The following is a 12,580-nucleotide window of genomic DNA, read 5'->3' as shown; positions in this document are numbered from 1 at the left end:
GGTTCAAATCCCCGTGGGCCCATGTCCTTTTTTCGATACAAAATTTACTACATTTTATGCCTAACAAAACAGTTTCTTCTTATGAAGGTTCAAGTCGCAAATGGCTTGAATCTAAAAATTTGAAATTATTTTTTATCCAAAAATGGTTCAAAACTTTACGGAATTGAACCTAAATTAAAGAAAAAATAAAAAATTAATTTGTTGGATTCATCAAGGCGGCACGTTCTTTTGTTTTTTGATCAACTAAAGCACTAACACGCTGGCCTGGCTCTGCGTTACAATCTCCTATATTTACTGCATAACCGTCCATGGTTTCAGCGATACATCCGTCATTTGTAACTGCAATTATTTTTACAATCTCCATTTTCTCTACCGGTGCAGTATAGAACATCAAATAAGCAAAAAGCAGACCTGCTCCAAGTGCAATCACACCAGCTATGATTAATGTAGAATTTTTTCCTGATTTTTTAGCTGATCGATTATTTCCCATCGACATAACATTACTACATGAAAACCACATAAAAACACACGTTATATCTTCAAAGATGATTTTTATCAAAAATTAATTGAAATTACCCTATCTTACAACAACTTTTACTTTGTAAACCTCTTGCAATCCACCAAATAGAAAAAATCAACACTCCTACTGAAATGAATTTTAATTCCAATCCTTGCATTGGAAACAATGACAGTCCTCCAACTGCACCTAGAATTACTGCCAAAGGTGCAGTACATGCAGGACATCCTGGAGTAAATGCAGCAAATGCTCCTCCAAACAATGCAGAAGAATTTGATTTTACAGAATTCATCATTTTCATCCTCTTTATTTTAAAAGCCATCATTGCAAAATTGATTCCAGCTAAGGCCGAAATTGTAATGGTTAGTCCAACTGATGTAAGAATGTAAAATGGCATTATTTCCATTGTAGTACTAAGATGAGAAGGCAGCATTGACATTGTCAAAAAGTAGTAGATTATTCCTAACCCTGTACCACTAATTATTGCAATACCTGCATATTTTCTTGTAGTTAGGACATTTGAAATTAACTGTGATTTACTTACCAAGTAGAACTATTTATCGTTCATCATATTTTAACTATATTTGATTAACCAAAGATTATTAGCCATAATTATCACTGATAAAATATGACTGAATTCTCTTCTGAAGAAAAAACAATCCTTGTTCAATATGGGATTAAAAAATATGAAAACGAAGAAACAATCTTTGAAAAATTAAAAACAATATTGCCTGAAAAAGATATTCAGAGAAATATTGACACTCTTTTAGGAACCCAACGAGTTAGGCGAATTGGTCCTGAAAATCTTCAAAACAATGAGAGTCATACAGAATTACCAGATCTTCCAGAACACCTCAAATCTATAATTGATGATCTTTAGTTTGAAAAATTCTTAAACTCCTATAATGCATGATCTTGATATGAACAAAGTAATTTTATTTTCAGGCATCTTGATTTTGATTTTCGTTCTAGGACTATCAACTGATTCATCTTTTGCACATCCACATCCAGGCCACATTCTCATTAACGGTCATACACATGAACCTCAAACTGAAATCATTCCTCTAAATGGAAATATTGTACTTGAAAAATCAACTATCTTTTTCCATGTTTCTGAAAAAAACACATTGCCTTGGGCATTTATTGAAGGAAATATAGCAAATCATGTTGAAGGATATCCTGTAATCATTCAAATTTTCAAAGAAAATGATGCAGTTCACTTTGCCCAAACAAATGTCGAACAAGATGGTGATTATGAGTACAAATTCAGAGTTTTGAATTCTGAAAATGGTATCACAAGTAAAATCTTTGATGGTGATTATCTAGTTAAAATTTTCAAGGTAGTTTACATTAACCAAGAAAGTTCAATTTAGAATCCACGCAATCCTTGTGGTCGTACAATCTCTGGATGCTGTTTCATCCATTCCACTTTTTCTAACATTTCTTGCTTATCTTGTGGGAATGTTCCCTTTACTGTATATGCATTAGAACCATGATTTACCCTGAAGATAATTTCATCTTTAGTTTCAATCTGTTTTATTAAATCATACAGTTCTTCTAATGATTCATCGTCATTGATTCTAACAAATTCCCCATCATATTTGTCAATGAATTCTTGCTTGATTCCATTTTCTAAATACAATGTTAATGCACCAACATAATTTGGTGAACATGCACTGAGCACTTCTGCGGTTCCTTTAATGTGTTCTTTAGAATATTTTTTTCCACCCAGTCCCAAGATTACCATGCAAGACATTACATATCCTGCATCTTTAGCTTTGTTGACAGCTTTGATGATGGTTTTTGCAACGGCTCCTTTTGTCACTTTTTTCAAGACAATGTCTGAGCCACTTTCAATTCCTAGATAAAACATATCCAAACCTGCTTCATTCATCTGCTTTAATTCCTCAGGTGTTTTCTTTAGAATGTTCATTGGCATCGCATAGCAAGAAATTCTCTCAATGTTTTGAAATTTTTCTCTAATGTATTTTACAATTTTAATCATATATTCTGCATCAATGTTAAGTGCATCACCATCTGCAAGAAATACACGTTTTGTATCAGGCAAATATTCTGCCATCATGTCAATCTCTGCTTTTACATCTCCCCATGGTCTCTCAGAATACTCTTTTGATCTATACATATCACAAAATGAACATTCGTTAAACGAACAACCAAGGGTTACTTGAAAAATCAGTGATCTAGCTTCTGATGGCGGCCTATACAACGGGGCATCATAGTTTAACATCATTTTCTAATTCATTCAAATTTGTCTGATTTGTTTTTTATACTTTCTATTTCCTTCTATCCCAGAATACCTTTTAGTAGTAAATTAGAAGAAATTTCATAAATAATGGTCAATGATACTGATGCAAAACGACTTTTGTGGTTTGTATTTGCAGGTTCACGAGGTGGGTTGAATCGTTTAAAAATTATTTCAAAATTAAAGGAAAATCCGTTTAATACTAATCAACTAGCAAAAGAATTAGGTCTTGATTACAAGGCAATTCAACATCACATTAAGGTTCTAGAAAAAAATAACATGATAAGCAAAGTAGGAGAAAAATATAACGTGAACTATTTTATCTCAACTTTTCTTGAAGTGAATATGGTGGCATTTGAAGAAATTGAAGGAAAACTGGATAAAAGTAAATAAAAGCTCAATAGGTGTTTTACACTAAATGGAATCAACTTCTCTAGTTTTGTCTATTGTTTCAATTGCAAATATGGGCATTTTAGGAATTCTTATCTGTATATTTGGAAAAATGTATGGAAAGACAAGAGCACAGCTTCCATTAGGTATGATTGTTGTTGCAGGAATGCTCTTCTTACATAATGTCATTGGTGCATTTGCTTATTTTTCTATGGAAGAGATCTTCTCGCATGAAATTTTTCCATACATGTTAGGAGTAGGAATTGCTGAGCTAGCAGGATTGATTATATTTTTGAAAATCACATTGGACTAATCTTAGTTTATTTGTAACAAATTATATCTCAATACGTGTTTCAAGAATATCTAAAATTAAACAAAAATGTTCTTGTGGCATTTTTTGCATCTATTATTATCTCAGCTATTATTGCCCAAGTCTTATCTGATCAAGACGATATTCTTAATACAACTTATACGACAATTGTAGATTACGTAATCTATTTTTCAGTTTTTAGTTTTTTATTTTATATTGATAATAGAAAAAAATATTTGCTTGATTCTGGTAAAACTAATACTAGAAAATTAAAACATGATTTAAAAAAATTAATCACTTCTCTAGGGATTGCTGAGGTCGTATATACTGTAACAAGATGGGCACTGCAATACTACTTTTTAACTATAAACTACGATCCGTATCTGGCATCTATTACATCTCAAGGAATATCTACAATTATTTACATGATAGTTCTAAATCTGACTGTAAAGATAACAAGGTTGTATAAAGATGGGAATTAATGTTTACGTTGATGGTTCTGGTGGAACAGATAGTGGGTATGGATATTTTGTTAAAGAAACAGGTGAATCTTTTTATGAAAAAAAATCTGATCTCACTAACAATCAGGCAGAGTATCTCGCAATAATTTCCGCACTAAACAAATATGTTAATTCAGATGAGGAGATTACCATTTACAGTGATTCTAAAAATACAGTGAATCAACTGAATCATGAATTTGCAATAAATAATGAAGAATTGAGAAAATTAGCACGAGAAGCATGGGAGATTATGGGCAAATTTTCAAATTTGTCCATTCTTTGGATTCCTAGAAAAGAAAATTTGGCAGGAAAAATGTTGGGAAGCTAAAACCAGAGATCAGAAACTTCTATGAATAACTTTATTATACAAAATCCTTAGATTCAATATATCATGGCAGAATCTGTCTTTTTATCTCCAAAATCAATTGCAGTGATTGGAGCATCTGACAAGAGAGGAAGTGTCGGAGCTACTATTACATCAAATATTATGAATGGTTTCAAAGGAACAGTTTTTCCAATTAGTCCATCTAGAGATACAGTATTTTACAAAAAAGCATACAAGAGTGTTTTAGACGTTCCAAAACTCATTGATCTTGCAGTCATTGTAATCAAAAATACTTTGGTTGCACCAGTTTTAGAAGAATGTGGAAAGAAAAAAATCAAAGGCGTTATCATAATCACTGCAGGTTTTAAAGAAGTAGATGAAGAAGGAGCAAAACGTGAACAAGAAATTAAAGATATTGCTAAAAAATACAAAATCCAAATCATTGGCCCAAATTGTCTTGGAGTGATGAATCTTGATCCAAAGACAATGATGAATTCAACATTTCTCAAAGTTACACCAAAGTCTGGAAAAATTGCACTTGTATCTCAGAGTGGTGCAATATGTGCTGCATTAGTTGAAGATGCAAGTGCACAAGGAATTGGCTTCTCTGCAGTTATTAGTCTTGGAAACAAAGCTGCAATGAGTGAAGTTGATATTCTAAAGATCCTTGCAAATCACAAACAAACCAAAGTCATTGTAATGTATCTTGAAGACATGGGCAATGGCCAAGAATTTCTCAAAGTTTGTAAAAATATTACTAAAAAACTCAAAAAACCTGTTCTTGTTCTTAAATCTGGCCGTAGTCCAGAAGGTGCAAAGGCTGCAATGTCTCATACTGGAGCCTTGATGGGTTCAGATGAAATCTATGATGCTTTACTAAAACAATCAGGTGCAATTAGAGTAGATACCATGGAGGAGCTCTTTGATTATGCTACAGCATTTTCAAAACAACCACTTCCAACAGCAGGTGGTTTAGTGATTGTATCAAATGCAGGTGGACCTGCAATAATTTCTACTGACGCATGTTCAAAAGCAGGAATTAGAATGGCAAAAATTGATAGCATTCGTCCAAAGATTGATGAGGTAATTCCTCCTTGGGGAAGCTCAAGAAATCCTGTAGATATTGTAGGAGATGCTGATTTTAATCGATTCCACAATGTTTTGGATAGAGTTCTAAAACATCCAAAAGTCGGTTCTGTTATTTCTATGTGTACCCCTTCTGGAACTCTCAACTATGACAAACTTGCAGAAGTAATTGTTTCTATGTCAAAGAAATACAAAAAGACAATGCTTGCAAGCTTGATGGGGTTAGATGAAGGAATTACTAATAGAGAAATTTTATCCAAAGGAGATGTTCCTTATTACACATATGCTGAAGGAGCAATCAGAACTTTAGCTGCAATGATAAAATTTGCAATTTGGGTAAATACCAAAGAAGGAGAAATTACTAAATTCAAAGTCAACAAGGCAAAAACAAAAAAGATCTTTGACAAAGTCAAAAAAGAAAAGAGACCAAATCTTCTAGAAGAAGAAGGACAGGAAGTTCTCAAAGCATACGGTTTACCACTTCCACAAAGTGCTCTTGCAAAAAATGAAATAGAAGCAGTAAAGATTGCAAAAAAGATTGGATATCCGGTTGTAATGAAGATTGCATCTCCACAAATCATTCACAAATCTGATGCAGGAGGAGTTAAAGTTAACCTGAATAATGATGCTGAAATTAAAGATGCATTCAAAACTATTGTAAAAAATGCCAAAAAATACAACAAGAATGCAGAGATCAAAGGTGTTTTAATTGTAGAAATGGTCAAAGGTGGCAAAGAACTCATCATTGGCTCAAAACTTGAACCTGGATTTGGTCCAGTAATTATGCTCGGAATGGGAGGAATCTATGTAGAAGTTCTAAAAGATGTGACATTCAAACTTGCTCCAGTTACTGATAAAGAGGCTGATGATATGATTGCGTCTATAAAAACTCAAAAATTGCTACAGGGAGTTAGAGGAGAAAAACCATCTGATATTGTAAAACTTTCTGAATGTATACAGAGGTTGTCTCAATTAGTTTCTGACTTTAAGGAGATCAAAGAATTAGACATGAATCCTGTATTGGTTATGGAGAAAGGAAAGGGTTGTAGAATTCTAGATGTTCGAATAGGACTCTGATCGCAATTCATACCTAAAATCTTACTCTTAACAATTTAGAATATTTATACAACATAGAAATAAAGATTATTACATGACTGATGGCGCTAAATCAATTGTAACAGGTGATGATTACATTGAAAGTCTTAGGGGTCGCGATCTTAAAATTTACCTTTTTGGAGAATTAGTAGAAAACTATGTTGATCATCCAATTATTAGACCCTCAATTAATGCTGTTGCTGAAACTTATGATTTAGCAGTTCGTGAAGAAGCACTTGCATCAGCTAATTCTCCACTATCCGGATTGAAAATTAATCGATTTCTACATATTGCAGAAAGTGCAGAAGATCTAGTTTTACAAAATAAAATGCAGAGAAAACTAGGACAAAATACTGGAACATGTTTCCAAAGATGTGTTGGGATGGATGCAATGAATGCATTACATTCTACTACATTTGAAATTGATGAAAAACATGGAACTGATTATCATAAACGATTCCTAGAATTTGTGAAGATGGTTCAAAAAGAAAATTTTGTGATTGGAGGTGCTATGACTGATCCTAAAGGCGATAGAAGTAAAGGACCTTCAGAACAAGAAGATCCTGATCTCTTTACTAGAATTGTAAAAACCGATGAAAACGGAGTCTATGTTTCAGGTGCAAAAGCACATCAAACTGGATGTATCAACTCTCACTGGATAATTTTGATGCCAACTATTAGACTAACTGAAGAAGACAAAGACTGGGCCATTGTTGGAGCAATTCCCGCAGATGCAAAAGGTGTTACTTACATTTACGGTAGACAATCTTGTGACACAAGAAGCATGGAGGAAGGTGATATTGATGATGGTAATGCAAAATTTGGTGGGCAAGAAGCTTTGATAATTTTAGATAATGTGTTTATTCCATGGGCTAAAGTCTTCATGAACGGAGAATATGAATTTGCATCAATGCTTGTAGAGAGATTCACATGTTATCATAGACGTAGTTATGTATGTAAAACTGGTCTTGGTGATGTGTTAATTGGAGCAGCTGCAACTATTGCAGATTACAACGGCGTTCCAAATGTATCTCACATTAAAGATAAAATTATTGAAATGACTCATCTCAATGAAACAATCTTTGCTGCAGGTATTGCATCATCTCATCAAGGACATAAAATGAAATCTGGTGTTTATCTAAATGATGATATGCTTGCACAAGTTTGTAAACACAATGTAACTAGATTTCCTTATGAAATCAGCAGATTAGCACAAGATATTGCTGGTGGATTAGTGGTTACATTACCCTCTGAAAAAGACTTTAGACATCCAGAAGCTGGACCACTACTCAAAAAATATCTTGCTGGAAGAAAAGGTGTTGATGTTGAAAACAGAATGAGAATTTTAAGATTAATTGAAAATATGACCCTTGGAAGAAATGCAGTTGGATATCTTACAGAATCCATGCATGGTGCAGGTTCACCACAGGCACAAAGAATCCAAATCCAAAGACAGATGCAAGTTGGCTATAAAAAGAATTTGGCAAAAAATCTGGCTGGGATTAAAAATGATATTGAAGAACCAAAAGAACACTCTGATTACTTTAAACGAGTCTTTAAAACAAAAGATTCTGTTTTATAATCCTGGTTTTATTTTCAACTTTACAAAAAATTTCTAGTATTACATAAGGTGTACTACTCTTGAAACTTATGATTTATCAGGATCATTTTTTAATGATTTTGACCTAATAATCCTACCAAACAAACAGGACGATCTATTACACTTTTCATATGTGCATAATGTGAACCTGTTTGTCTGAAAACTTTGAATCTAGTATTCTTTTTCTTTCTTCTTTGGATTTTCATCTTTTTTCTTGGAATCTATTTGTTCTTCTTCAATAGCGTCTTCAATGTTTTTTAATTTATCATCAATCTCAGATGTTTTTGCTGAATCTTCAGGCCCTTCATCAGAATTCTTTTTTTCCATTTTTTCTTCAACATGCTCTGAATATTCTGAATCTTTTTCAATTTTATCGAGATCTGATAATTCTTCAACAGTGTCTGGATTTTCTGAATTTAATGGATCTGAAAATGAAATCTCTTTCTCGCTTTTCTTTTTTAATAACTGTTTTACGATCATGATTCCCACAACTATTGCAATAATTATATAGTTAATTGGAGGCTTTAGTAACTGCGTAACATACCCTACTTGTGGAAGTGTATATGCTACTTTTCCTATGTATTCTTCTTCTGTAATTGGAAAGTCTGTTCCAGGAATTGATGCTGGATTTGCATCTCCTTGTGTTCTAATTGTTTTAGGATCTTCTTGAATAATTGATGCGACTCTATGCACAATAACTCTGTTATGATCAGATGGACGATTAAAAACAATAATGTCTCCTACCTCTATATCTTCAAAGGGCTCATGACCTTGAACAATTAAGACATCATAAACTTGTAAAACTGGAATCATGCTTCCACTTGCAACAACATAAAATGGATTTTGAGTTCCAAATGCAACTTGTAAACCAATCCATATTACTAAAACTCCGACACCAACAATTATGATGTCTTTGATAACTCCTTTTGGTACTGATCTTTTTGCCAATTATATTATCGCCTTTAGTACCATTGATTAAATTTACTGACTATCAGATCTTATTTCCACATTCTTCACAGAATTTGGAACCTTCTTTATTTCCAAATCCACAGTTGGAGCATTTTCCTGGTTGAGGGGCAGCCTCTTGAGGTTTTCCTAAAAGAACTACTTCCCCAATTTTTTTGATACTACTCCAAGGTATGCTACCTTCAGTGCCATCCTCTTTAGTAATTACAAGAACCATTGATTGAGTAGAATCAATTCCAACTTGTTTTGCAGTTCCTATCTTGTTTGCATTTTCATCAAACACTATTTTTCCTTCAATTGAAGTAACTGAAGTTGCTGGACTTGGTTTAGTAACTGTCTCTTGTTGAGTTGTTACAGGTTGTGCTGCTTGTTGAGATATAGTTTCTGGTTGTGGTGTATTTTGAACTTGAGGTTCTAATGGTTTTGCACTTCCAACCTCTCCTGCTTCATCTTCTTTTTTGAAGTCTCTGTATTCTGCAATTGAAGCATTACATGAATTACAAATGTATTGACCTCGCTCTGCAAGAATTAGATTTTCTGCAACTTCCTCATTTGGATTTTCATATTCAATTTTTGGAGGACCTTCAAATTCTTTCTCACAAGTATTGCAAAAGTGTTTAGTTATTTTATCTGAATCTAATCTTCCAATTGGTGCCAAAAACAGATCTGGGCCACCTAGGTTACCTTTCATTTGTTGTTCATCTGTAACCGTAGCCATAACATAGCCTCCAGATCCTCGTAATTTTTTAAGTCTAAGTTCTGAACTCATATCTCAGATTTACCAAAACGTCATTTAAGTATATATCAAAATTAATTTTACTACAAAAAATACGGTGTAAATTCTGGTGAACGTTTTTAGGTATGTGTAATAAAATAATGTTAGAATGGCTGTAACACAGATTTCAGATGCAAAATCATGGGAAGTAGATGTCATAAATTCTGACATTCCTGTATTTGTAGACTTTTGGGCCGAATGGTGTGGTCCATGTAGAATGGTAGGTCCAGTAGTTGAAGAATTGGCAGCTGACTATGATGGCAAAGTAAAATTTGTCAAGGTTAATGTTGATGAGGCCAATGAATTGGCATCAAAATACAATGTCTTTAGTATTCCAACTTTAATCTTATTAAACAAAGGTGAAATAGTTAGCCAACAAGTGGGTGCTGCATCTAAAGAATCATACCAAGGTATGATTGATAGGGCACTTGCATAATTCCAAACACGTGTTTTTCTCTTTTTTGATCCTAAAAATTGTACAAGCTTTTTCTAGCAAAATGGGATATTATTCTAAGATCATTTAATTAAACAAAATAATTTTCTAAATCTTATGGTTGACGAAATCACTACTGCAATAATTTCAATTGCGGTTGCAGGAGTTACTGCTACAATAGGATATTTTATTCAGAGAGATAGATTACATCATGAATTTAAACAAGATATTGGAAAAGTCAGAACTCAATATAGGGCAGAAGAAGTAGTAAAAATGCTTAGAAGATAACCACTGGAAACAACGTTCTTTCAAACAAATACAGCATCATGTGGGAGGATTTCCTCCTGATGAACTTAGACAGATCTTGGTTCGTGCAGGAGCAGTGCGATTTGGAACTGAAGGTGATGGTGAATTATGGGGACTAATCTCAAGAAATTTAGATAAACTTCAAGAGGAGGATGAATTACAAAAAAGAAGACAACAAAGTAACGGTGCTCCTATTTCATAATCCTTAGGTAGATTACGCAAGATTCTAAACATGATGGTTACATATTTTCAAAATTTTGTACGATCTTTTTCTAGTGCTGCAATTATTGTTTTTTAACGTGTAAAGTCACTATGATTTCGCATTGGTTGCTATCGATGTCTTCATCAAATCTAATTTCTTTGTCCACTAGATTGAATTCTTCAAGCAAAGAACCGTCCTCATTAAATGTTCTAACTATCTTGTCTTTTGGGAGGACCTGCACTTCTACAGGGTGATGATATATTCTGATTGGTTCTCCATCTTTTATAATGATCTTCAAGCAATTCTTGCATAAAATGCGCTATTTGAATATTTTTATGATAATCGCACATACTGATAATTAATCATTCTCGGGGCAATCTTCCACGTGAGATGGGAAAATGGATTCTTTGTTTCAAATGGAGGTTGGGAATGGGATCTTGTTATGTTAGCTGCTTTCCTCTCAACTATTGTAGTGTGCCCAGGAAGAGATTCAATTGCATCATTTGTAAAAAACTGCCTAACTACTTGCAATAGTTTTCAATATTCAGTTGTTTTCAACACATTTCGTAATCCCCATTAGGATTATGAATAATCTACCGATAGATGATTTAGGAATCTAATTCTTCAATATCTTGCTCTAGATAAGGAATATTTCTATACCATAATTTGTTTCTAGACATTTAATTTACAAAATTATGATGCGTTTATAGATCTAACTCTTAGCATACTGTGATTGTAGATATAATAGCGTCAGATCTTAAGACCAAAAACAATTAGTTGTTTGGTGACAGTTCTAACACTTGTCTTGTATATTCAAAAATACTATTTAGCCAGTACTGAGAATTTGCATGAATGAATTCTTCGTGTTGGTTAAATGTAAAAATAACATCTTAACTTCATGCGATGGTGTCACTTAGTGTATGTGTCAGATTCAGTTTATCGTTTACCAGACCATAAATTTCCCTAAAGATTAATGCGTCCATCTGCCAAAGTCTTCATTGGCACCATTGCATGATTAACTTTTTATACAAATTTTGCAAGAACTAATCCTGTTATCATCCCTTAATGATAACTAAACGTGATATTCCAAAGATGTCAAAAAACTGATTTGGTGCACTGCGAAGCATCAAATTAGTTTTACAATAACAAGTTCTTTTTAAACTCAATATTTCTAACACATCTTTTGGTGGAGAAACTAATCCTCTTCTATTTCTTCTCTTCTTGATGGTCTTATTGGCACAAACATTATTGTCATGAGATCAATTCTAAAAAAATGTATTTATGATGCACGAAGAAATCGTTCTATTTTCTACATTTGTCACAAAGGGGAACCAGAATGACACCCATAGAGTTTCCCTTGATCTCAATCAGTGTTAGATGGACTCCTGAAGAATGACAACTATGACACATTCCTATCATGGAACTTGTGTTCACAAAAAATAATTTTATCCACGATGTCTAAAGTTGGTTCGATCAAAGTCAATAATTTTTAGAACTGAGACTAACTAGTTTTTCTGTAATGCAATGGATGATTAAAGAATTCTTTGAATTTATCTGAGATTTGGTTTCGTGTATTAGATTTTTTTACTTGTTTTTTCTGTTTGAAGTTAAATTATTTTAAAAAACCCAAATTTTCTCAATTTCATGCCTATTTTCTCTCTGTTTAACTATCCTCTCGTAACAGTTAACTTTGTGTTTAATGATTACCGAAATTAGTAACACTCCTAAGCTCCCCTGTTTCATATTAGATTATTGAGTATCATTGAAGCAAAAAATCTTGAATTCCATAGAAATCAAGCATGATTTAGCCAA

General features: G+C 33.2%; 17 protein-coding genes. 11 read left to right on the top strand and 6 right to left on the bottom strand.

The features are described 5' to 3' along the window. Positions 1 to 193: 193 nt before the first annotated feature. Positions 194 to 490, bottom strand: a complete 297-nt coding sequence (locus OEW78_RS07995; protein ID WP_300326685.1) for a hypothetical protein — start codon at positions 488 to 490, stop codon at positions 194 to 196. Between the two features lie 82 nt (positions 491 to 572). Beyond that, on the bottom strand, positions 573 to 1,064 hold the full coding sequence (locus tag OEW78_RS07990; RefSeq protein WP_300326682.1) for a hypothetical protein: 492 nt from the start codon (positions 1,062 to 1,064) through the stop codon (positions 573 to 575). An 81-nt stretch (positions 1,065 to 1,145) separates the two neighbouring features. Here OEW78_RS07990 and OEW78_RS07985 point away from each other — a divergent pair, with 81 nt between their 5' ends. Both OEW78_RS07985 and OEW78_RS07980 read left to right on the top strand, forming a co-directional pair. Further along, positions 1,146 to 1,397 (top strand): hypothetical protein, encoded by a 252-nt coding sequence (locus OEW78_RS07985; protein WP_300326679.1) that lies wholly within the window; start codon positions 1,146 to 1,148, stop codon positions 1,395 to 1,397. Positions 1,398 to 1,437: 40 nt separating this feature from the next. After that, positions 1,438 to 1,890, top strand: a complete 453-nt coding sequence (locus tag OEW78_RS07980) for a hypothetical protein (protein ID WP_300326676.1) — start codon at positions 1,438 to 1,440, stop codon at positions 1,888 to 1,890. Here the strand turns inward: OEW78_RS07980 and OEW78_RS07975 are convergent. Continuing rightward, entirely contained in the window at positions 1,887 to 2,768 is an 882-nt protein-coding gene (locus tag OEW78_RS07975; RefSeq protein WP_300326673.1) for a radical SAM protein, read from the bottom strand. The two genes, OEW78_RS07980 and OEW78_RS07975, sit on opposite strands and share 4 nt — an antisense overlap. Positions 2,769 to 2,870: 102 nt before the next feature. On the opposite strand from OEW78_RS07975, the gene OEW78_RS07970 reads away from it, so the two are divergent. The 6 genes from OEW78_RS07970 (at position 2,871) to OEW78_RS07945 (ending at position 8,068) form a co-directional block, all read left to right on the top strand. Next, the gene (locus tag OEW78_RS07970) at positions 2,871 to 3,173 is read left to right on the top strand and encodes a winged helix-turn-helix domain-containing protein (RefSeq protein WP_300326670.1); all 303 of its coding nucleotides are present in this window, start codon (positions 2,871 to 2,873) and stop codon (positions 3,171 to 3,173) included. 25 nt (positions 3,174 to 3,198) lie between these two features. Then, positions 3,199 to 3,483, top strand: a complete 285-nt coding sequence (locus OEW78_RS07965; RefSeq protein ID WP_300326668.1) for a hypothetical protein — start codon at positions 3,199 to 3,201, stop codon at positions 3,481 to 3,483. Positions 3,484 to 3,518: 35 nt separating this feature from the next. Continuing rightward, entirely contained in the window at positions 3,519 to 3,962 is a 444-nt protein-coding gene (locus OEW78_RS07960; RefSeq protein ID WP_300326665.1) for a hypothetical protein, read from the top strand. Then, positions 3,952 to 4,308 carry a reverse transcriptase-like protein gene (locus OEW78_RS07955; RefSeq protein ID WP_300326663.1) on the top strand — a complete coding sequence of 119 codons (357 nt, stop codon included), beginning with the start codon at positions 3,952 to 3,954 and terminating at the stop codon, positions 4,306 to 4,308. The genes OEW78_RS07960 and OEW78_RS07955 overlap by 11 nt, the downstream gene beginning before the upstream one ends. A gap of 63 nt (positions 4,309 to 4,371) precedes the next feature. Further along, on the top strand, positions 4,372 to 6,468 hold the full coding sequence (locus OEW78_RS07950; protein ID WP_300326660.1) for a 4-hydroxybutyrate--CoA ligase: 2,097 nt from the start codon (positions 4,372 to 4,374) through the stop codon (positions 6,466 to 6,468). A 73-nt stretch (positions 6,469 to 6,541) separates the two neighbouring features. After that, positions 6,542 to 8,068, top strand: coding sequence for a 4-hydroxyphenylacetate 3-hydroxylase N-terminal domain-containing protein (locus tag OEW78_RS07945; protein WP_300326657.1), 1,527 nt, complete (start codon positions 6,542 to 6,544; stop codon positions 8,066 to 8,068). Positions 8,069 to 8,257: 189 nt separating this feature from the next. Here the strand turns inward: OEW78_RS07945 and OEW78_RS07940 are convergent, their stop codons facing one another. After that, the gene (locus OEW78_RS07940; protein WP_300326654.1) at positions 8,258 to 9,034 is read right to left on the bottom strand and encodes a signal peptidase I; all 777 of its coding nucleotides are present in this window, start codon (positions 9,032 to 9,034) and stop codon (positions 8,258 to 8,260) included. A gap of 43 nt (positions 9,035 to 9,077) precedes the next feature. Next, the gene (locus OEW78_RS07935) at positions 9,078 to 9,821 is read right to left on the bottom strand and encodes a hypothetical protein (protein WP_300326651.1); all 744 of its coding nucleotides are present in this window, start codon (positions 9,819 to 9,821) and stop codon (positions 9,078 to 9,080) included. A gap of 115 nt (positions 9,822 to 9,936) precedes the next feature. Here OEW78_RS07935 and trxA point away from each other — a divergent pair, with 115 nt between their 5' ends. From trxA to OEW78_RS07920, 3 genes are all read left to right on the top strand, one after another. Then, the gene (gene trxA / locus OEW78_RS07930) at positions 9,937 to 10,263 is read left to right on the top strand and encodes a thioredoxin (protein ID WP_179361089.1); all 327 of its coding nucleotides are present in this window, start codon (positions 9,937 to 9,939) and stop codon (positions 10,261 to 10,263) included. Positions 10,264 to 10,377: 114 nt separating this feature from the next. Beyond that, entirely contained in the window at positions 10,378 to 10,548 is a 171-nt protein-coding gene (locus tag OEW78_RS07925; protein WP_300326647.1) for a hypothetical protein, read from the top strand. 40 nt (positions 10,549 to 10,588) lie between these two features. Beyond that, entirely contained in the window at positions 10,589 to 10,768 is a 180-nt protein-coding gene (locus OEW78_RS07920) for a hypothetical protein (RefSeq protein ID WP_300326644.1), read from the top strand. 82 nt (positions 10,769 to 10,850) lie between these two features. On the opposite strand, the gene OEW78_RS07915 is transcribed toward OEW78_RS07920, so the two are convergent. Next, the gene (locus tag OEW78_RS07915; RefSeq protein WP_300326642.1) at positions 10,851 to 11,066 is read right to left on the bottom strand and encodes a hypothetical protein; all 216 of its coding nucleotides are present in this window, start codon (positions 11,064 to 11,066) and stop codon (positions 10,851 to 10,853) included. Positions 11,067 to 12,580: the final 1,514 nt, after the last annotated feature.

The organism is Candidatus Nitrosopumilus sp. (assembly GCF_029882185.1).
In the GTDB taxonomy this organism is placed as follows: domain Archaea; phylum Thermoproteota; class Nitrososphaeria; order Nitrososphaerales; family Nitrosopumilaceae; genus Nitrosopumilus.
The sequence above is the reverse complement of the archived record's forward strand: the minus strand, read 5'-3'. Positions and strand labels throughout refer to the sequence as shown.